This is a genomic window from Thalassotalea agarivorans (genome assembly GCF_030295955.1).
GTDB classification, from domain to species: Bacteria; Pseudomonadota; Gammaproteobacteria; order Enterobacterales; family Alteromonadaceae; genus Thalassotalea_D; species Thalassotalea_D agarivorans.
Genome location: NZ_AP027363.1, coordinates 2,845,825 through 2,867,258 on the forward strand (window position 1 = coordinate 2,845,825; position 21,434 = coordinate 2,867,258).

Sequence of the window (21,434 nt, forward strand, 5' to 3'; positions counted from 1 at the left end):
AGAGCCATATGGCTCTTTTTTATTCTGTATTACAGCTATCATCACAAGATTTGCATTGATTGCATAATCTCAAATTAATCCAATGAGAAGCAACAATTAAACCTGCGCCAATAATAATGAACACCAGTTCATAATCTGCAGGTACATCATGCTTCATCCAATAAATAATAATACCCAATACCAGTAAATAAAATGGGTAAAGTTTTCTATGGTATCGCTTAAAACCTGAGTACAGCGCTATTGCACCGAGAACCGCGGTAAGCAACAAAAATATATGTTCCCAAGTATGATCAGCTAGAAAACTCAAACCTAAAAGAGGTAAAACTGGCAGAAGAATGGGAACTAATATACAGTGCAACGCACATAAAGACGTCGCTGTAATACCAATTCTATCTAACATAAAAGTTGGTTAATAATCTGAAGTGTTGTTAGTTGATACAGTATAACACAACCTTTGATACAATATCACATCTTATGCGCGATCAAATGGGAACGTGAGTACTTGTTTTATATTGTTTTTATTTAGAGCAAGCATGGCCAACCTATCTACACCTAGGGCTACTCCAGAACATGTTGGCATACCATTTTCCAGTGCACTAATGAAACGTTGATCAATCGGCTTTTTAACCAGATTCAACTTATTTCTCATCTCATTATCATGTTCAAACCGTTGTAATTGCTCAAAACTATCCGTTAATTCTTGAAAACCATTAGCTAGTTCAACACCTTTAAAGTAACACTCAAATCGGTGTGCAACTCTTTCATCCTGTTTCGATACTTGCGCAAGGGACGCCTGGCTTGCCGGAAAGTCATAGACAAAGCAAGGATGTGTTTTACCGATACAAGTCTCGACAAATTCAGCAAATATAAACTGCAATAACGTATCAATACTTGTTTCTTTGTCTAACCAATCGTCTAACTTATTTTGTTCCAATAGAAATGATTTTAATTGTTCTATTGTGGTTTCAAGCGGGTCAATACCTGTAAATGTTAAAAAGGCTGTCTGATAGCTGTACTCTTCAAAAGACTGACTACCCAATAAGTCTGTAAGTAGAGATTTAATCTCTTCTATTAATTGTCGATAATCAAAACCCACTCGATACCATTCCAACATGGTAAATTCTGCATTATGAACCTTGCCGTTACTTTCATGCCTAAATGATTTTCCTAAAAAATAAATTGATTCGTAACCGTTAGACAATAAACGCTTCATGCCAAATTCTGGGGAGGTTTGCAAATAATAGGTTTCTGTTTTTCCACTATTCGAAAAATCAAAAGATGTACTAAAGCCCTCCAAATGTACATCTGTTACTGTCCCTTTAGATAGCAGTGGAACTTCCACCTCTATGACATTTAAATGATAGAAAAATGCTCTAATTTTAGCTAATAATGCGGCTCTATCTTTTGCAGTTTGCCAATCCATTGTAGATTGCCATTCATTCATACAGTGGCCTAGGTTTAGTTGATGTTATTTAATTGTGCATAATAGCAAGGTCTTTAACATAATTCCCTTTCTATACGCTGATTACCATTCACTAGAGACAATAGTGAGTTATGTAAGATTGCTACATTCCTTACTTTTGGTTAAATTCAAAAGAAACATATTTTACTAGGTTCAAAAATGACTATTGCAAAAGCCTTTATCTACTTTACCGCTATTGTCTTTTTCGGTTACGGTGTCCTTTTTCTTGTCAAGCCAGGGGAGCAATTCTATTGGCTGACACATCAAGTCATTATTGAAAACAACGCTTTTATAGATCTAAGAGCGACATATGGCGGCTTCTCAATCGCCATTGGTATTTCTCTATTTTACTTAGCACGACAAAACGCATTGATAAAACTAGCACTAGCTTGGATAGTAATATTGATGATTGCTATGGGTGGTTCCCGTACTATGGGCATGATTATTGATGGCGAAGCTAACAATTTAATGATCGCTTACCTAGCTTCTGAGATATTCGCTGCAATCTTTGCTTTTTGGTTACTGAAACGATTAGATAATAAATAAGTCACATCATCCACGTTTTCATTGCGGGTTGCGAGCCTCGAGCTACGTGCTGCGTGTAAAAGAACCTACTTTCCTTGTTCCCTTAAGCAACGCGAACCTATAAAGCTGGAGATCCCGTGTAACGACATCACGGGATGACGATGCTTTTTTCGTTCCTATTCTGCTACGTGCTTCGAGCTGTGTGCTGTGTGTAAAAAGACTCCACGTTCCTTGTTCCCTTAAGCAACGCGAACCAAAAACGTTGGAGATCCCGTATCATAGTACGGGATGACGGTGTAAGAACTAGCTATAGGCTATTAGCTTTATGCGATAAGTAAAAACGATTCATACTTCGAGCTTCGTGCTGTGTGTAAAAAGACTCCACGTTCCTTGTTCCCTTAAGCAACGCGCACCAAAAACATAGGAAATCCCGTATCATAGTAGGGATGACGATGTTTTTCTCGTCCCTTTTTTATTCCAAAAAAAAAGCCTGACATAAGTCAGGCTTTTCTTAGGAATAAAAGCTTAGCGATGTCCTACTCTCACATGGGACCTCCCACACTACCATCGGCGCTGCTGCATTTCACTTCTGAGTTCGGCATGGGATCAGGTGGTTCTACAGTGCTATTGTCGCTAAGCAAAAACTTTGTACATGGATGTACTTATGTCGCGATGCCATGGAAGGCAAGGAGCGACGTCTATCCATCTACTTCAATATTGGAAAACTAATAGTTAATACTCAATTCTTATCGATTCAATCAATCGTTACATACGAGGCCTACATGGATGTAGGTCATCAGGTACCTGTCTGGAACATGGTACGTGGCCTAAATCATTTAGGTGTTGTATGGTTAAGCCTCACGGGCAATTAGTACGGGTTAGCTCAACACCTCACAGTGCTTCCACATCCCGCCTATCAACGTCGTAGTCTCCAACGACCCTTCAGGGACCTTAAAGGTCCAGTGAGAACTCATCTCAAAGCCTGTTTCCCGCTTAGATGCTTTCAGCGGTTATCAGTTCCGAACGTAGCTACCGGGCAATGCCATTGGCATGACAACCCGAACACCAGAGGTTCGTCCACTCCGGTCCTCTCGTACTAGGAGCAGCCCTCTTCAATTCTCAAACGCCCACGGCAGATAGGGACCGAACTGTCTCACGACGTTCTAAACCCAGCTCGCGTACCACTTTAAATGGCGAACAGCCATACCCTTGGGACCGACTTCAGCCCCAGGATGTGATGAGCCGACATCGAGGTGCCAAACACCGCCGTCGATATGAACTCTTGGGCGGTATCAGCCTGTTATCCCCGGAGTACCTTTTATCCGTTGAGCGATGGCCCTTCCATACAGAACCACCGGATCACTATGACCTGCTTTCGCACCTGCTCGACGTGTCTGTCTCGCAGTTAAGCTGGCTTATGCCATTGCACTAACCGTATGATGTCCGACCATACTTAGCCAACCTTCGTGCTCCTCCGTTACGCTTTGGGAGGAGACCGCCCCAGTCAAACTACCCACCAGACAGTGTCCCCAAGCCCGATAAGGGCCCTAGGTTAGAACATCACGCATACAAGGGTGGTATTTCAAGGTTGGCTCCACACAAACTGGCGTCTGCGCTTCAAAGCCTCCCACCTATCCTACACATGTAGGAGCAATGTTCACTGTCAAGCTATAGTAAAGGTTCACGGGGTCTTTCCGTCTAGCCGCGGGTATACGGCATCTTAACCGCAATTTCAATTTCACTGAGTCTCGGGTGGAGACAGTGTGGCCATGATTACGCCATTCGTGCAGGTCGGAACTTACCCGACAAGGAATTTCGCTACCTTAGGACCGTTATAGTTACGGCCGCCGTTTACCGGGGCTTCGATCATGAGCTTCGCAAAGCTAACCCAATCAATTAACCTTCCGGCACCGGGCAGGCGTCACACCGTATACGTCATCTTTCGATTTTGCACAGTGCTGTGTTTTTAATAAACAGTTCCAGCCACCTGGTTACTTCGACCGACCAAAGCTTAGGGAGCAAGTCCCATCACCCTAGCCGGCGTACCTTCTCCCGAAGTTACGGTACTATTTTGCCTAGTTCCTTCACCCGAGTTCTCTCAAGCGCCTTAGTATTCTCTACCTAACCACCTGTGTCGGTTTGGGGTACGGTTCCTATATATCTGATGCTTAGAAGCTTTTCCTGGAAGCAGGGCATCAACAGCTTCTGTTCCGTAGAACATCGTCTCGACTCTCAGCCTTAAGGCGACCCGGATTTACCTAAGTCACCAGCCTACAATCTTTCACATGGACAACCAACGCCATGCCTGCCTAGCCTTCTCCGTCCCTCCTTCGCAATATATAGAAGTACAGAAATATTAATCTGTTTCCCATCGATTACACCTTTCGGTCTCACCTTAGGGGCCGACTTACCCTGCCCTGATTAACATGGGACAGGAAACCTTGGTCTTTCGGCGAGGGGGTTTTTCACCCCCTTTATCGTTACTCATGTCAGCATTCGCACTTCTGATACCTCCAGCATGCGTTACCACACACCTTCAACGGCTTACAGAACGCTCCCCTACCACTTATCCAAAAGGATAAATCCGCAGCTTCGGTGACTAGTTTAGCCCCGTTACATCTTCCGCGCAGGCCGACTCGACTAGTGAGCTATTACGCTTTCTTTAAAGGGTGGCTGCTTCTAAGCCAACCTCCTAGCTGTCTAGGCCTTCCCACATCGTTTCCCACTTAACTAGTACTTTGGGACCTTAGCTGGCGGTCTGGGTTGTTTCCCTCTTCACTATGGACGTTAGCACCCATAGTGTGTCTCCCGGATAGCACTCATCGGTATTCGGAGTTTGCAAAGGGTTGGTAAGTCGGGATGACCCCCTAGCCTTAACAGTGCTCTACCCCCGATGGTGTTCGTCCGAGGCTCTACCTAAATAGATTTCGGGGAGAACCAGCTATCTCCCGGCTTGATTAGCCTTTCACTCCGACCCACAGGTCATCACCGCATTTTTCAACATACGTGTGTTCGGTCCTCCAGTTGGTGTTACCCAACCTTCAACCTGCCCATGGGTAGATCGCCGGGTTTCGGGTCTATGCCTTGCAACTAAACGCGCAGTTAACACTCGCTTTCGCTACGGCTCCCCTAATCGGTTAACCTTGCTACAAAACATAAGTCGCTGACCCATTATACAAAAGGTACGCAGTCACCCCGAAGGGCTTCCACTGCTTGTACGTATACGGTTTCAGGTTCTATTTCACTCCCCTCACAGGGGTTCTTTTCGCCTTTCCCTCACGGTACTGGTTCACTATCGGTCAGTTAGGAGTATTTAGCCTTGGAGGATGGTCCCCCCATATTCAGTCAACATTTCACGTGTGCCGACCTACTCGTTTTCACAAAGTGCTTGTTTTCGTGTACGGGACTATCACCCTGTATCGTTGTCCTTTCCAGAACATTCCACTAACGCACACCCGCTTAAGGGCTAATTCCCGTTCGCTCGCCGCTACTAAGGAAATCTCGGTTGATTTCTTTTCCTCGGGGTACTTAGATGTTTCAGTTCTCCCGGTTCGCCTCTTTATCCTATGAATTCAGATAAAGATACCCGCCTGATGACGGGTGGGTTTCCCCATTCAGAAATCTCAGTCTATAACGGTTTTTATCACCTCAACTGAGCTTATCGCAGATTAACACGTCTTTCATCGCCTCTAACTGCCAAGGCATCCACCATATACGCTTAGTCACTTAACCATACAACCCTAAATAATCTACCGATTATTTGCTGTAAGCTGTCAGCGATAAGGCGATAACGAAAAAATCATTAACGCTTTACGGCTAAAAACCTAAAACAACACGGATGTGTATGTGGACTGATTGCGCTCATAATGAGCTTCTTGAGTAAGAATTTTGAGAACGTCTTAATAAATTAAAACGTTATCTGATAAGTCGTTAAACTTATCGTGATACATAACAAGGAAGATTATGTATCAAGTTGGTATTTATAGCGCGACACTATAAACACCGGGTATTAATATCAGCTTTCCAAATTGTTAAAGAGCATGTTCCTTAAAGAAACTAAATCTAAATAGTCGCTCAGTTTGTTGAACTGGCCATTTAGATTTAATTTCTAGCGTAAGAGAGTATGTGAAATTGGTGGAGCTAAGCAGGATCGAACTGCTGACCTCCTGCGTGCAAGGCAGGCGCTCTCCCAGCTGAGCTATAGCCCCATATTTCTATGGCAGGTCTGAGCAGACTTGAACAAAAACAGGCCGACCTCACCGCTTTTTATAGCTTCGCGACGGGGTGCGCTCTATTGAGTATGCATGTTCTATCCAATCATTTAGGATGAATATCGTTAGTTCTTTTATGGCGACGTTTACTTTAGCTAAACGAGTCATGAAAAAATGACGATAGGCGCCTAAATTGGTAGGTCTGGGCAGACTTGAACTGCCGACCTCACCCTTATCAGGGGTGCGCTCTAACCAGCTGAGCTACAGACCTTCTGCAGTTTCATTTCTTCTCTTACATTCGTTATCAAAGCAATTTGTGTGAACACTCTTGGTACATGGATGTACCTGTGTCGATTTAACACGGATGTTATATTATCGACCGATAATGTTGTTTCACCTTTCAAGATAAGGAGGTGATCCAACCCCAGGTTCCCCTAGGGTTACCTTGTTACGACTTCACCCCAGTCATGAATCACAAAGTGGTGACCGTCCTCCCGAAGGTTAAACTAGCCACTTCTTTTGCAACCCACTCCCATGGTGTGACGGGCGGTGTGTACAAGGCCCGGGAACGTATTCACCGCGACATTCTGATTCGCGATTACTAGCGATTCCGACTTCATGGAGTCGAGTTGCAGACTCCAATCCGGACTACGACGTACTTTCTGGGATTCGCTCCACCTCGCGGTCTCGCTGCCCTCTGTATACGCCATTGTAGCACGTGTGTAGCCCATCCCGTAAGGGCCATGATGACTTGACGTCGTCCCCACCTTCCTCCGGTTTATCACCGGCAGTCTCCTTAAAGTTCCCGACATTACTCGCTGGCAAATAAGGATAAGGGTTGCGCTCGTTGCGGGACTTAACCCAACATTTCACAACACGAGCTGACGACAGCCATGCAGCACCTGTCTCAGAGTTCCCGAAGGCACTAATCTATCTCTAGAAAATTCTCTGGATGTCAAGGGATGGTAAGGTTCTTCGCGTTGCATCGAATTAAACCACATGCTCCACCGCTTGTGCGGGCCCCCGTCAATTCATTTGAGTTTTAACCTTGCGGCCGTACTCCCCAGGCGGTCAACTTAGCGCGTTAGCTACGTCACCCACGCATCAAGTGCACAGACAACTAGTTGACATCGTTTACGGCGTGGACTACCAGGGTATCTAATCCTGTTTGCTCCCCACGCTTTCGTGCCTCAGCGTCAGTATTTGTCCAGGTGGCCGCCTTCGCCACTGATGTTCCTTCCAATCTCTACGCATTTCACCGCTACACTGGAAATTCCACCACCCTCTACAATACTCTAGTCACACAGTTTCAAATGCAGTTCCGAGGTTGAGCCCCGGGCTTTCACATCTGACTTATGTAACCGCCTACGCACGCTTTACGCCCAGTAATTCCGATTAACGCTCGCACCCTCCGTATTACCGCGGCTGCTGGCACGGAGTTAGCCGGTGCTTCTTCTGTTGCTAACGTCACAGCTAGCAGGTATTAACTACTAACCTTTCCTCACAACTGAAAGTGCTTTACAACCCGAAGGCCTTCTTCACACACGCGGCATGGCTGCATCAGGGTTTCCCCCATTGTGCAATATTCCCCACTGCTGCCTCCCGTAGGAGTCTGGGCCGTGTCTCAGTCCCAGTGTGGCTGATCATCCTCTCAAACCAGCTAGAGATCGTCGCCTTGGTAGGCCATTACCCCACCAACTAGCTAATCTCACTTGGGCTAATCAAAAGGCGAAAGGTCCGAAGAGCCCCTCCTTTGGTCCGTAGACATTATGCGGTATTAGCAGTCGTTTCCAACTGTTGTCCCCCACCTTATGGCATATTCCCAAGCATTACTCACCCGTCCGCCGCTCGACGCCAGAGGTGCAAGCACCTCTTCGTTTCCGCTCGACTTGCATGTGTTAAGCCTGCCGCCAGCGTTCAATCTGAGCCATGATCAAACTCTTCAATTAAAATCGTTTGTGTATCGATAAATCGATACGATGCTCAATGAATATTAATCGTCTCCGCTTTTAAAAAAAGCAGAAGCAAAAAACTGACAAAAGCGCCTAATCAATATAAACATTGATTTAGACTTTGTGTCACTCACTGAGTTAATTATTTGGTAAAACCAACATTAACGTGAGTGCCCACACAAATTGCTTGATAACTATTTGTTAAAGAACGATTCTTGCGAATCTCGCTAAACATCACACTCGTGTTCAGCGTGTGCTCTACCGTTGAGAGCGGATGCGCATTTTACGCGCCCCTGTTTTGATGTCAACCTTTTTTACAAAAAAACTTTAATTTATTTTGTGAGGTTTTGTTAACTGCTTAATAACCATATTCGCTTACTAAACTTATCAAAACAGCTTCTTGGCTTGTCCCCGAGAAGTGGATGCGCATTTTAGGGATTTTTTAGGTCAATGCAACCCCTTTTTTAAAGTTTTGGTTTGTTCGCTCAATAAACCAACAATAACGATGCAGAGCAAATATCCATAACTGTATGTAAAGCAAGCATTATTAATGCTTTAATATTGATTTTATTAGAATTTTTATTCAAATAGTTGCACTTCATAAAAAGCTCGGTAACATAAGACATGCAGCGTTATTTTCTTTTACTACTGCATATAACAAAATTTAGAATAATAATTAGGTATAACTATGAATAATCGTCATCTTATAACGATATTAATTGCCATTATCTTAGGCACCATCGGGTACTTTGTATTTCCTTATGTTTTAACTAACTTGTCACACCAAGGTGCAATCGGGATATTAGTAGGCGCGTTACTTTCTCCTTATATAGTTCAAGCTATTTGCAAGGATGCCAATAACACCAATCAAGATATTAAAACTTTATATGTTGGCAATCTGCCATACAGAGCTAATGAAGCAGCGGTTCGCACCTTGTTTTCAAACCACGGTTATGTGCACTCTGTTAGACTTATGAAGGATAAGCAAACAGGCAAAAGACGTGGATTTGGTTTTGTGGAAATTGCTGCAAGCAGTGCAAAAAGCGCGATAAATGCGTTGAATGATTCAGAGTTTCAGCAACGCACTCTAAAAGTGAGAGAAGCTAAAGAAAGACCAGAACATAATTAAAGAAAAACATAGACGATTAATTAGGCCCCATTATATGGGGCTTTTTTGTATCTATTACTAAAATAACTATAAATCTGGGTACAAAGCACAATCTTTTATAGTTTTGTATTTGTTAACACGGTTTTTATGGACAACTAAAAATCTATCAGTAGAATTTGCGCGTTTCCATAAAGAGGGTAAAAAATGTTCGACCACATTAAGGCAGAAAACTACGAGTCACAATTAGCATCTAAGCAAGCTAAAATGCGCGAGCTTTTTGAAGATATGGATATGCCAACGTTTGACGTATTCACGTCAACGCCTCTTAACTATCGCCAACGCGCCGAGTTTCGTGTTTGGCATGACGGGGACGACTTGTTTTACATTATGTTTAATAGTGAAACAAAGGAAAAATATAGGGTCGATCAATTTCCTGTAGCTAGTCTAACCATCAATAAAGCGATGGAAGCACTTATCACTTACTGTCGCCAGAATGAAACATTACGACGTAAATTGTTCCAAGTAGATTTTTTATCAACCAAAAGTGAAGAATTACTGGTCAGCCTGCTTTATCACAAGCCGCTCGATGACAATTGGCAAAAAGAAGCCGCATTACTTAAGGCTGAATTAAATAACATTGCACCAACCAATATTATTGGTCGATCGAGAAAACAGAAAGTCGTAATCGACAAAGATTTTGTCAATGAAACACTGACTGTTAATGGTCAGCAGTTTCATTATCAGCAAGTAGAGAATAGCTTCACTCAACCCAATGCTGGTGTAAACGAAAAAATGCTGACCTGGGCGCAAAATGCCACAAAAGGGCTAGGCGGAGATTTAATCGAGTTCTACTGTGGTAATGGCAATTTTAGTATTGCACTTGCACAAAACTTTGACCGTGTATTAGGAACAGAAATTAGTAAATCTTCCGTTTATTCCGCACAGGAAAACATAAAAAGAAACAATCTTGATAATGTTGATATTGTCAGAATATCGGCGGAAGAGTTTAGTCAAGCTATGGCTGGCGAAAGAACTTTTCGTCGCTTAGCTGATTTTGATTTGACCACATACAGCTGGGAGACTGTGTTGGTCGATCCGCCGCGCGCAGGATTAGATGAAGACAGCTGCAAATTGATTAGCCGCTTCAATCGTATCATTTATATTTCGTGTAACCCGGCAACATTAAAAAATAATCTAAATGTTCTGCTGCAAACACACACGATTGAAAACTCTGCGCTATTTGATCAATTTCCCTATACGGACCACATAGAAATGGGCGTTGTTCTGGTTAAGAAATAAACGCACCTATTTTTTATAGCGCGCGTTGTAATCTGCAGCGCCGCGCGCAACGATTCGAAGTTGCTGAATTGTGCGCATCGCTATGATTTCTCTTTCCTTACTATTAGCGTCCAACGCTTCTGAGCCCGCACTAAAGACTATCGTTACAGCCGCATTCGCCTGCAAATAAGCGACTTCCACATCCATACTATTGGCAATTTGCAAATAGTCTGAAAGTTCTAGGGTGAAATAACGAATTTCCCGATTTACCGCCGAACGAAACGCTTTACTTGTTCCTGAGCGTTCACGCAGTAGCAATCTGAAAATATTCGGGCTTTGCTCAATAAACTCCATAAAGGTATGAACAGCGCTCTGTATAACTGAGCCACCTTTTTCAATGCGTTGCCGTGCTTGACGCATTAATTGACGCAATGTCAAACCTGCTTCATCTACTAAAGTTAAGCCTAACTCATCCATATCTGAGAAATGTCGATAAAAACTGGTGGGCGCCAATCCAGCCTCTTTGGCTACTTCGCGCAAGCTTAAACTAGAAAAACTTCGCTCAGCACTCAATTGGCCTAACGCGGCATCAATTAATTGGCGTCTCGTTTTTTCTTTTTGTTGAGCTCTAATACCCGTCATTGCGTCTTACTTGTAATAAATAGTGAAGCATAGTTTACAAAAAATACCGTTTTAATAGCAACTTAGTAAATCAATCAAGATTGGGACTTGATACTTTTAGCGTGAGAATTAAAATAGCGTACACGTGTACACTTAAATTTTTAAAAGATGACTGATAACAAACCACGCATTATTTGGTTAAACGTAATCATATTTGTTTCTACTTTTCTCGTCGCCGCTATTGGCGTGCCATATCGAGCATTCACGCATGGGTTTACTGGACTCGAACTTTTCGCAGCTCTGATTTGTTTTATTTTTTGCGGCATATCTATAACCGCTGGTTACCATAGATTATGGTCCCACAAAACCTACAGTGGACATTGGAGCGTGAGGTTGTTGTTTGCTATAGGTGGAGCCTTTGCACTGCAAAATAGTATTCTACACTGGGCGTCTGACCATCGTGTCCACCACAAACATGTAGATAACAACGACAAAGATCCCTACTCGGCAAAGAAAGGGTTTTGGTATTCTCATATTGGTTGGATGTGCCGAGAGTATACTGCCAGCTCATACAGTGACTACAGCAATGCGCGTGATCTTCAAAAAGATAAAATAGTGATGTGGCAACACAACAACTACATACTATTAGCGGCGCTAACTAATTTTGGTATTCCAATTTTGTTTGGACTAGCAACGGGCGATGTGATTAACAGCTTACTATTGCTGGGCTTTTTACGTTTAGTGCTTAGCCACCACACAACATTCTTTATCAATTCTCTAGCACACATTTGGGGTAAACAAACCTATACCGATAAAAACACGGCACGTGACAACGGTGTTTTAGCGTTTTTTACGTTTGGTGAAGGTTATCACAATTTCCATCATATCTTTGAGAACGACTACAGAAATGGGATCCGTTGGTGGCATTTTGATCCAACTAAATGGCTAATCAAAAGCTTTGCTTTTTTGGGGTTAGCCACCAAGTTACGAGTAACACCTGAAGATAAAATCAGAAAAGCTAAATTGGCCATGATTCTTAAACGTAGTAAATCTCGCGTCGCTAAAAAAGCGCTGCCTAATGCTGACCAAATTATAGAAAATTTGCAGCATGACTATGAGCAATTGCTACTGAAAATGAATGAATTTTATGAGGCGAAAAAACAAGTTATTACCCTAAAAAAGGAACAGTTGTTAGCTGACGTTGAGCATTCTGAATTAATGCACCAATACCAAGAGCTTAAGCAACACTTAAAAATGATGCAAAAGCATTGGATAAGGCAAGCCCAGGCGGCTTATGCCGGCTAAAATTTTCTGGATTTTAACCACTGTGGTATTACTGCTGGGGTGCACTAGCACTCCGGCAGATACACACTCTCATTCGTTTTACTTAGTCCGGCACGCTGAAAAACAAGACACTAAAGACACCCCTCACTTAACTGAATGTGGTCAGTTACGAGCTCTTTCGCTGAGTAAGTACCTGTCCGACGCGAATATCAAACAGATTTTCTCCACACAATACAATCGCACTTATGAAACGGCCCTGCCGCTTGCAAAAAAGCAAGGTTTACCTATTCAGTATTATCAACCACGTGCATTGGCAGATTTTGCCAGTCAACTCCAAAAGATAGATGACAATACGCTGATAGTCGGGCACTCAAACACCACGCCTATGCTCGTTAATGCATTGGTTGGGTCAAACTATGCTTGGATTAATGAAGATGAGTACGATGTTTTGTTTAAAATCAATTACACGAAAGAACACATGCACGTAGAAAAATTAACACATACATTTACTTGCCCTTTAAAGGGATCTGACTAAACATCTCAGCAATCATAGCACGGACTTTTTGCTGAACTTGATTACTATTGTCTTCTTCTTCTAATTTAAGTTCACCGACACTTCGCCAGATCACTCTTTCGTGCTCAGTCTCTAGTAAATCTACAACCAAAGAACCTGGATAGGCTGGTAAGATAGTGCGTTTCTCATCCTCTCTACCATAGGCAGCCAGGCAATATTCACAGAACCTTACACCACGATTGTAACGCTTAAAATTTCGGCTTGAGTTACTGACAATGTAATAGGCAACGATAATATCGCTATCATCAGTTTCTACATAGGTGAGACCGTTTAAATCGAGCGTTTTTTCTATCGCTATTTCAATACTGTTTCGAAACGAAAAAGACAGATTTTGGTAATCTGAAAACTGAGAATTACGTTCATAAAAGCGATACGTTTCGATATCGCCAAAATCATAATTACGTTGATACTTAGCAAAAACTACAGGCGAAGAACTGCATGCACTAAGCAGTGTGAGCAACAATAATGACGAGAGTAGTTTCATAGAGCTAAGGGAGTCTATCCAAAAACATTACAAGATTTTTTTAATGCTATCTATCAAAACAAAAAAGGCCATTGCAAGCAATGACCTTTTTCAATTAAGCGATTGTGACACGGGCAAACTTTCGTTTACCCACTTGAAACACTGCGTGGGTGCCAGATTCGACAAGTAGCTTATTATCCGTAATTTTTTCACCATCAATTTTAGCTGCACCTTGCTTGATCATGCGCATAGCTTCTGACGTACTAGCAACTAAACCGGCCTCTTTTAACAGATTAGCGATTGGCATTTCGGAATCGAAGGTAAATTCTGGCATTTCATCTGGGATCGCTCCTTTTTGGAAACGATTGATAAATTCTTGATGCGCACCTTCGGCCGCTGCGTCATCATGAAAACGTGCAATAATTTCTTTAGCAAGCAAGATTTTAAAATCTCTTGGGTTAGCACCTGCTGAAACTTGACCTTTAAACTGATTGAGCTCTTCAAGTGGTCTAAAGCTTAACAAATCAAAATAGCGCCACATCAAATCGTCGGAAATAGACATTACTTTACCAAACATATCTGATGGCGTATCAGTGATACCAATATAATTGCCCAAAGACTTTGACATTTTTTGTACGCCATCTAGGCCTTCAAGGAGTGGCATCATCAAGACAGTTTGCGGACGTTGTCCTTCACCTTTTTGAAGCTCGCGTCCCATCAACAGGTTGAATTTTTGGTCTGTTCCACCTAGCTCTACATCTGATTCAAGCGCGACTGAATCCCAACCTTGTACAAGTGGGTACATGAATTCGTGAATAGCAATCGATTGGCCAGCGCTGTAACGCTTTTTAAAATCATCTCGTTCCATCATGCGAGCAACTGTTTGACGACTTGCTAGTTTCAACATACCAGCAGCACCAAGTTGTTCCATCCAAGTAGAGTTGAATTCAACACGAGTTTTCGCCGGATCGAGAATTTTAAATACTTGCTCTTTGTAGGTTTCAGCATTCGCTAGCACGTCTTCTTTAGTTAACGGCTTACGAGTTACATTCTTACCAGTCGGATCGCCTATCATACCGGTGAAATCACCAATCAAGAAAATGACTTCATGGCCTAGCTGCTGAAATTGGCGTAATTTGTTTATAAGTACTGTATGCCCTAGGTGAAGATCGGGTGCCGTCGGATCAAAACCCGCTTTTATCTTAAGCGGTTTACCTTCTTTTAGCTTTTCTAACAGCTCATCTTCTAACAAGATTTCTTCGGCACCACGTTTGATTTCTGCAAACGCGTGGTTAACGTCAGTCATTACTTCGACTCCGGGTTGTACAATATTTATTAACACATTAATTGCCGAATTCTACTGTATATTAGACACGTTAGGAAACCCTAAAGCTGTTTAGATTAAACTTTTTTGATATAGTTGCTGTCTATAAACGTATATCAATCCCCTAGTTTGCAGTTAATATCTTGAATACGCTAAAGAATTTATATTTTCAGTTTCCAGAGAAGCACAGAGCGATGATCGTCATCGTGCTGTTGGCCGCCTTTGTTTTCCTTATTTTGTCCGCTTTTTTAGGTAACGATGAACCTGCACCGGAATTTAGTCCGGGCGAACGCTATCACATTGCATTACCGAACGAAGATACGCCTACTATGGTCATTGATGCAGATGCGCCAATACTAACGCCGAAAAAAAAATCTTCGCTCTTTTCTGACCAGTTAACTTGGTTGAAAGAGTCGGTTAAAAGTGGTGATTCATTAGCTAAAATTCTCAATAGACTCGGTTTTAACAGCCGCGTCACACATGATATTGCCAACGCGAGCGGAGAAGACACCGGTTTTCTCAGAAGCATAAAGCCGGGCGATGAGATAAATGTTGGAACAAATACTGAAGGCAAATTAATCGAACTTATTTATGTGGTCTCAAAAACTGACAGCTACCATATTAAATATGACGGCACAGAATATGTTGCTACCAAGCAAGTTAAAGACGTTGAAATCAGATCAGCGTTTGCTCATGGCTACATAGAAACAAGCTTTTGGAACGCTGGAATCACAGCTGGTTTAAGCGATAGCCAAATCATCAATTTCGCTAACATTTTTGGTTGGGATATCGATTTTGCACTAGATATTAGAGAAGGCGACAGCTTCCATATCACCTATGAAAAGCGTTTTGTAGACGGCGAGTTTATCGGTACGGGAAAAATATTAACGGCAGAATTTATCAACCGAAATGAGGAATTTCAGGCCATCCGATTTAAAGATGGAGAGTATTATTCTCCTGATGGAAAAAGTATGCGAAAAGCATTCTTGCGCGCCCCCGTTAATTTTCGATATATCAGTTCAAATTTCCAACGAAAGCGATTCCACCCTATTCAAAAACGCTGGAAAGCACATAATGGTGTAGACTATCGCGCCAAAACAGGTACCCCTGTGGTAGCGGCAGGCAACGGTCGCGTTACACATTCAACATACAACAAATACAATGGCCACTATGTATTCATCCAACATGGTAATGGCATAGTGACCAAGTATCTGCACTTTTCAAAACGAGCCGTAAAAAAAGGCCAACGCGTCAAGCAAGGACAAGTTATCGGTTATGTCGGCTCAACCGGCATGTCTCAGGCTCCACATTTGCATTATGAGTTTTTGCTCAATGGCGTTCACAGAAACCCGAGAACGGTCAAATTACCCGATGCAAAACCTATAGCAAAGGAATACAAAGTTGAGTTTGAACAACTGGCACAACAAAGACTGAGCGAACTGTTTAGTTCAAAACAAGCATTCACCATGTCTTATCCAACGCAGGATGTCGTAACTGGTGGCTAACTATTATCTTGGTTTGATGTCAGGTACCAGCGTAGATGGTATCGACATTGCTTTGGCCGAGATTAACCACGAACAAACAACGTTAGTTACTGCAGAAACCTACCCTTTTTCGATCGAAATAGCGTCACAAATACGTGCACTATTCAATGATGGCGAACGAGAAATAGAACAACTTGGCCGTCTAGACAAGCAACTTGGTGGTATATACGCAGAGGTTGTAAATGATTTTCTCTTGAAGCAGAAAATCAAACCGTCAGAGATTGTTGCCATTGGAAACCATGGTCAAACTGTGCGTCATCGACCTAATATCAAGCACCCTTTTAGCTTACAACTTGGCTGCAATCAAACGCTCGCTACCTTAACTAACATTCCCGTTGTAGGTGATTTCAGAACCAAAGATATCGTATTTGGTGGTCAAGGAGCACCTTTGGTACCTGCATTCCACAACTATTTGTTTTCACAACGAAAGCAAAATTACATCATTGTGAATCTTGGCGGGATCGCAAACATAACGGTACTTCCTGAAGACAAGTCCATGCCAGTTCTTGGTTTTGATACTGGACCCGCCAATTGTTTACTCGATGATTGGTATCAGCAACATTTTGATGGTAGCTATGATGTAGATGGCGAATTTGCTGCTTCAGGACAATCAATAGCGCCTTTGTTGACAAACTTACTAGCCGATCCGTATTTTGCAAAGCCATCGCCTAAAAGTACCGGTAGAGAATATTTTAACTTAGATTGGTTAGCATCTTTTAATGTTAACCAGTTTAAAAAAGAAGATGTTCAAGCGACATTGGTTGCGCTTACAGCACATTCTATTGCCGATTCAATTAAGCATAGCTGCGACGCGGGTCAAATCATTTTGTGTGGCGGTGGCGTGGCCAATCCAGTTTTATTCGATGCAATCAATGCAGCATTACCGAGCTTCACCTTCGACTCTCTTCATAACTTAGGGTACGAAAGCGACTCGTTTGAAGCCCTAGCCTTCGCTTGGCTAGCGTATGCACACCAACATCAGATAGTAAGCAACATACCTTCTGTTACTGGCGCACGAGCGAACACGACATTAGGCGTAACTTTCCTACCGTAGAACGCACTTCAACTTGCACTTTTGTGCACTATTCAATAGTCTGATTTTAAGCAATTTATCCGTGTAAAAAACAGTCATTCTGGGTTGGTGTACATGAAAAAAATAATGATAAGCTTGTTTGCTTGCCTCGCTTTTAGCGTGATAGCGAACACTGAATTTAAACAACATAATATTGTTGTAGATGATCAAACAGGTAAAGAGGTTGCCTTGCGAGAGGATGGTCGAGGAGACCGTGTTGTGGGGGCACCTTGGGCAACGCGCTCACCTGTACTCGCTGTTAACGGTATGGCGGCTACTTCACACCCTTTAGCAACGCAAGTTGCCATTGACGTACTAAAAGATGGCGGCAATGCAGTGGATGCTGCCATTGCAGCAAATGCTGCTATAGGATTAATGGAGCCCACGGGTAACGGCATAGGCGGCGATTTGTTTGCTATCGTTTGGGATCCAAAATCAAAGCAATTATACGGTTTGAATGGTTCAGGGCGAAGTGCAAAAGGTCAAACATTAGCGCAACTTAAAGCCAAAATAGGCGATGTTTCACAAATTCCTAACTGGGGCACACCACCTGTAACCGTGCCGGGAACCGTCGATGCATGGTATGAATTACATGGAAAATTCGGCAAGCAATCAATGGCAAAGAATTTAGCGCCAGCAATTCAATACGCGGATCAAGGCTTTCCTGTAACCGAAGTCATTGCCTACTATATGGATATTTATCAAAAGCGCTATGAAAAATTATTTGCAAACGGCGAAATTGAAGAGATTAGCAATTACAAATCAACCTATCTAATCAATGAGAAGTCGCCTACAGAAGGGCAAGTATTCAAAAACCCTGATTTAGCTAACACCTACAAGAAAATTGCGAAAGGAGGGCGTGACGCATTTTACAAAGGTGACATTGCTAAAACGATGGACGCGTACTTTAAACGTATTGGTGGTCCACTTCGTTTTGACGACTTCGCCTCTCATACCAGCACTTGGGTAACCCCGGTATCCGTCAACTATCGCGGTTATGACGTCTGGGAACTGCCACCAAATGGTCAAGGTATTGCAGCATTGCAGATGCTAACAGTATTGGAACAATATGACCTAAAAAAAATGGGACACAACAGCGCTGACTATTTGCATGTAATGACAGAGGCTAAAAAACTGGCTTTTGAAGACAGAGCAAGATTTTATGCTGATCCAGCCTATCACGATATTGACCTGTCTTACCTGCTTTCTGAAGCATACGGCAAACAACGTGCTAAGCTCATTAATATGGACAAAGCCGCGACGCAAGTTGAACACGGCGATCCAAAACTTATTGAAGGCGATACTATATATCTAACCGTAGCTGACAAAGACGGCATGATGGTCAGCTTAATTCAAAGTAACTATCGTGGCATGGGCACTGGACTTGTTGCTGATGGACTAGGATTCATTTTCCAAAATCGTGGTGCGCAGTATTCTTTAACACCAGGGCATCCAAACGTGTATGCGCCAAACAAACGTCCTTTTCATACCATCATTCCTGCATTTATTACCAAAGACGACAAACCTTATATGAGTTTTGGTCTTATGGGCGGCGCGATGCAACCTCAGGGGCATGTGCAAATGGTCACCAATATTGTTGATTTTGGTATGAATGTGCAACAAGCTGGCGATGCTGCGCGTTTTCACCATAAGGGCTCTACATCGCCGACATGGGAAGGCCGCATGAATGACGGTGGCACGCTTGAACTCGAAAGCGGTGTTAAAGCAAGCGTTGTACGAGAATTGCAAAAACGAGGTCATAAAGTTCACATTACCAGTGGACCTTTTGGTGGCTATCAGGCCATATTAAAGGACCCAAAGTCTGGCGTGTATCACGGTGCAAGTGAAATGCGAAAAGATGGTCAAGCAAGTGGTTACTAAGTAAAGTAGATAAAAACAAAAAGGACGTCAACTTATGAAATATTTAACTACAGCGATTTTGTATTGGAGCCTTATTTTTAGTGTACAAGCAAGCGAATACTGGCTCGATGAGAATACAAACGAAGTGATAAAACTATACGAAAGTGGTAATGGTTTTTACGTGCAACTGCCGTTGGCTTTTGATAGCAGTAAAGATCTTAAAAGAGTGTCCTTTGTTTTTGTAAAAGCAAATAACAGCGAGCTAATTTTTACTATCGAAGGGCGTCGATACCGCACAAAAGTAGATATAAAAAACCAAATCATAGAATTTCCTTCACCACTCAAAGGTAAAGCGGGAAAGTTTCAACGAATAAAGGCTGTTGATGCCAAGCAACTCATCGGTATCTGGCAAGGAAAAATAGAAGATCCAGATGAAAACCTAACGACCCATGTAACAGCGGACTACTCTGAAAACTATGTAACTGTGAGAATGTTAGAACTAGATAATAGCGCTAAAACCTATAATTATCAGACCTATACCAATATGCCTTACAAGTGGTCATATAACCTCTATGTTACTGAATGTGAAAATACTGAAAGCCGCTATGCTTACGCTTTAATTAATCAAAATAAAAACACTAAAGGGCAGCCTCAACTTTTATTGAAAGATGACTATGAGATAACTAGATATACCAAAACAAACGATCCAACACTACCCTCACCTCCTTCTGGTTACAGCCAATCAAAAAAACCGTCGATCACTAGTGGCTGTGAAAGTTAATATGAAGCAATTCAAGAGGAACATAGGTTGTCGACTTCCAAGTTAAAAAATAAGCTTGATAGGCTTAACCACTTAAACGCGGTTAAACAAGAAGTCGCCGCGTTTAACGTTGTTGTAGCCGAGCTTCAGCTTTCTACTAACAAAATATCGTGGGCGAGCGACCGTTTCATAGGGGTTGGTTACAACACTGGCGTGTTTGCCGGTGCTGTTGATACAAAAACGTTTAATTGTGAAGACTGGATTGAACAACACTTTGGCTGGCAAAAAATCAGCAGTTACTACGTGCAGCCAAGACCAACAAACAATTCTAAAACGCTTGCATCATGCAGCGAACTTACTCTTAGCCCAGAAGATTTGGCCACATTTGACCAAGCTCTTAAACTATCTAAACCGGATGGTTTAGCCTACATATTTGGTGAAAGCTTTTCTGGAATTTGGATAAAGGCTAAGGATTGGCAACAGGTAGTACAAAACAGTCAACATACTCATCTCGTTTGGTGGATTGCCTTTTTAGATGATGAAAAAATCTTACAATTAGATTGTTCAAATCATCTTAGTAATGAGGGAACAATCACTCTAATCCAGCATTAGTTGTCTTGTAGCATAAAAAAACCAGCATAAAGCTGGTTTTTTTATAAATCATTAACGTCTTAGAACGGAATATCGTCGTCAAAATCGATAGTAGGCTCTTGTGGGTTAACTTTAGCAGGTTGCTGCTGATTCTGCTGTTGGTTGAATCCACCCTGTTGTTGACCACTAAAATTACTATTTTGTTGCTGTCCACCACTAAACCCTTGATTTTGGTTTTGTGATGGTGGCTGATAGTTATTTTGTTGCATGCTTGCAGGTGCTGCTTGCTGCTGTTGACCACCAAATCCTTGATTTTGGTTTTGGTTGTTAAAACCGCCTTGCTGTGCATTTTGGTTAAAACCACCAGCACCCTGACCTGCACCGCGCGAATCTAGCATTTGCATATCGCCACAGATAATTTCTGTCGTATATTGATCAGCACCTTGTTGGTTTTGCCATTTACGCGTTTGTAAGCGACCTTCTAGGTATACTTTTGAACCTTTTTTGAGGTATTCACCAGCAATTTCAGCTAAGCGGTTATACATCACAATACGATGCCACTCAGTTTTCTCTTTTTGTTCACCTGTTTGTTTGTCTTTCCAGGTTTCCGATGTTGCAACGGTAAAGTTCGCAACAGCACCACCGTTTGGCATAAAACGAACCTCAGGATCTTGCCCCAAGTTGCCGACGATAATGACTTTGTTAATTCCTCTGCTGGCCATATTTCCTCTCTTATATATTAGGTTTTAGTGACTGCCGATGTCGCGTGAGAACTGAGGATCCTTAGGTGCGCATCGGTAAAATT

Annotated in this window: 16 protein-coding genes, 2 tRNA genes and 3 rRNA genes; 10 read left to right on the forward strand and 11 right to left on the reverse strand. The window is 42.5% G+C overall.

All coding sequences use genetic code 11. From position 1 onward, the window contains the following. Nucleotides 1-19: 19 nt before the first annotated feature. Together QUD85_RS12960 and epmA are read right to left on the reverse strand one after the other, a co-directional pair. Nucleotides 20-400: a MerC domain-containing protein gene (locus QUD85_RS12960; protein WP_093332198.1), complete on the reverse strand. Its 381-nt coding sequence runs from the start codon at nt 398-400 to the stop codon at nt 20-22. Nucleotides 401-472: 72 nt separating this feature from the next. Next, nucleotides 473-1,444 (reverse strand): elongation factor P--(R)-beta-lysine ligase, encoded by a 972-nt coding sequence (gene epmA, locus QUD85_RS12965; RefSeq protein ID WP_093332201.1) that lies wholly within the window; start codon nt 1,442-1,444, stop codon nt 473-475. A 177-nt stretch (nt 1,445-1,621) separates the two neighbouring features. Between epmA and QUD85_RS12970 the strand changes: the two genes are divergently transcribed. Next, nucleotides 1,622-2,008, forward strand: coding sequence for a DUF4345 domain-containing protein (locus QUD85_RS12970; RefSeq protein WP_093332204.1), 387 nt, complete (start codon nt 1,622-1,624; stop codon nt 2,006-2,008). Nucleotides 2,009-2,510: 502 nt separating this feature from the next. Here the strand turns inward: QUD85_RS12970 and rrf are convergent. The 5 genes from rrf to QUD85_RS12995 form a co-directional block, all read right to left on the reverse strand. Continuing rightward, a 5S ribosomal RNA gene (rrf, locus tag QUD85_RS12975) occupies nt 2,511-2,625 on the reverse strand. 209 nt (nt 2,626-2,834) lie between these two features. After that, nucleotides 2,835-5,719 (reverse strand): 23S ribosomal RNA (locus QUD85_RS12980). A 400-nt stretch (nt 5,720-6,119) separates the two neighbouring features. Further along, nucleotides 6,120-6,195, reverse strand: a tRNA-Ala gene (locus QUD85_RS12985). Between the two features lie 197 nt (nt 6,196-6,392). Continuing rightward, nucleotides 6,393-6,469 (reverse strand) — tRNA-Ile (locus tag QUD85_RS12990). Nucleotides 6,470-6,604: 135 nt separating this feature from the next. After that, nucleotides 6,605-8,147 (reverse strand): 16S ribosomal RNA (locus tag QUD85_RS12995). The 16S, 23S and 5S rRNA genes sit together here with 2 tRNA genes alongside, the layout of an rRNA operon. A 691-nt stretch (nt 8,148-8,838) precedes the next feature. On the opposite strand from QUD85_RS12995, the gene QUD85_RS13000 reads away from it, so the two are divergent. Beyond that, on the forward strand, nt 8,839-9,279 hold the full coding sequence (locus QUD85_RS13000) for an RNA recognition motif domain-containing protein (RefSeq protein ID WP_093331127.1): 441 nt from the start codon (nt 8,839-8,841) through the stop codon (nt 9,277-9,279). A gap of 183 nt (nt 9,280-9,462) precedes the next feature. Continuing rightward, nucleotides 9,463-10,557: a tRNA (uridine(54)-C5)-methyltransferase TrmA gene (gene trmA / locus QUD85_RS13005; RefSeq protein ID WP_093331124.1), complete on the forward strand. Its 1,095-nt coding sequence runs from the start codon at nt 9,463-9,465 to the stop codon at nt 10,555-10,557. Between the two features lie 6 nt (nt 10,558-10,563). Here trmA and fabR read toward each other — a convergent pair whose 3' ends face one another. Beyond that, nucleotides 10,564-11,178, reverse strand: a complete 615-nt coding sequence (gene fabR / locus QUD85_RS13010) for an HTH-type transcriptional repressor FabR (RefSeq protein WP_093331122.1) — start codon at nt 11,176-11,178, stop codon at nt 10,564-10,566. 147 nt (nt 11,179-11,325) lie between these two features. Here fabR and QUD85_RS13015 point away from each other — a divergent pair, with 147 nt between their 5' ends. After that, on the forward strand, nt 11,326-12,462 hold the full coding sequence (locus QUD85_RS13015; protein WP_093331118.1) for an acyl-CoA desaturase: 1,137 nt from the start codon (nt 11,326-11,328) through the stop codon (nt 12,460-12,462). Next, nucleotides 12,452-12,976 (forward strand): SixA phosphatase family protein, encoded by a 525-nt coding sequence (locus tag QUD85_RS13020; protein ID WP_093331114.1) that lies wholly within the window; start codon nt 12,452-12,454, stop codon nt 12,974-12,976. The genes QUD85_RS13015 and QUD85_RS13020 overlap by 11 nt, the downstream gene beginning before the upstream one ends. Here QUD85_RS13020 and QUD85_RS13025 read toward each other — a convergent pair. Continuing rightward, nucleotides 12,948-13,499: a DUF4136 domain-containing protein gene (locus QUD85_RS13025; RefSeq protein WP_093331111.1), complete on the reverse strand. Its 552-nt coding sequence runs from the start codon at nt 13,497-13,499 to the stop codon at nt 12,948-12,950. The genes QUD85_RS13020 and QUD85_RS13025 overlap by 29 nt on opposite strands. Before the next feature lie 94 nt (nt 13,500-13,593). Next, nucleotides 13,594-14,784 carry a tyrosine--tRNA ligase gene (gene tyrS, locus QUD85_RS13030; protein WP_093331108.1) on the reverse strand — a complete coding sequence of 397 codons (1,191 nt, stop codon included), beginning with the start codon at nt 14,782-14,784 and terminating at the stop codon, nt 13,594-13,596. 161 nt (nt 14,785-14,945) lie between these two features. On the opposite strand from tyrS, the gene QUD85_RS13035 reads away from it, so the two are divergent. The 5 genes from QUD85_RS13035 (at nt 14,946) to QUD85_RS13055 (ending at nt 20,650) form a co-directional block, all read left to right on the forward strand. After that, nucleotides 14,946-16,307 carry a peptidoglycan DD-metalloendopeptidase family protein gene (locus QUD85_RS13035; protein WP_245732135.1) on the forward strand — a complete coding sequence of 454 codons (1,362 nt, stop codon included), beginning with the start codon at nt 14,946-14,948 and terminating at the stop codon, nt 16,305-16,307. Then, entirely contained in the window at nt 16,300-17,400 is a 1,101-nt protein-coding gene (locus QUD85_RS13040; RefSeq protein ID WP_245732134.1) for an anhydro-N-acetylmuramic acid kinase, read from the forward strand. Before QUD85_RS13035 ends, QUD85_RS13040 begins: the two co-directional genes overlap by 8 nt. A gap of 93 nt (nt 17,401-17,493) precedes the next feature. Further along, nucleotides 17,494-19,299: a gamma-glutamyltransferase gene (gene ggt / locus QUD85_RS13045; RefSeq protein WP_245732133.1), complete on the forward strand. Its 1,806-nt coding sequence runs from the start codon at nt 17,494-17,496 to the stop codon at nt 19,297-19,299. Nucleotides 19,300-19,333: 34 nt separating this feature from the next. After that, the gene (locus tag QUD85_RS13050; RefSeq protein WP_093331104.1) at nt 19,334-20,059 is read left to right on the forward strand and encodes a hypothetical protein; all 726 of its coding nucleotides are present in this window, start codon (nt 19,334-19,336) and stop codon (nt 20,057-20,059) included. A 27-nt stretch (nt 20,060-20,086) separates the two neighbouring features. Further along, nucleotides 20,087-20,650, forward strand: coding sequence for a hypothetical protein (locus tag QUD85_RS13055; RefSeq protein ID WP_093331102.1), 564 nt, complete (start codon nt 20,087-20,089; stop codon nt 20,648-20,650). 59 nt (nt 20,651-20,709) lie between these two features. Here the strand turns inward: QUD85_RS13055 and ssb are convergent, their stop codons facing one another. Then, on the reverse strand, nt 20,710-21,351 hold the full coding sequence (ssb, locus tag QUD85_RS13060; protein WP_093331099.1) for a single-stranded DNA-binding protein: 642 nt from the start codon (nt 21,349-21,351) through the stop codon (nt 20,710-20,712). Between the last annotated feature and the right edge of the window lie 83 nt (nt 21,352-21,434).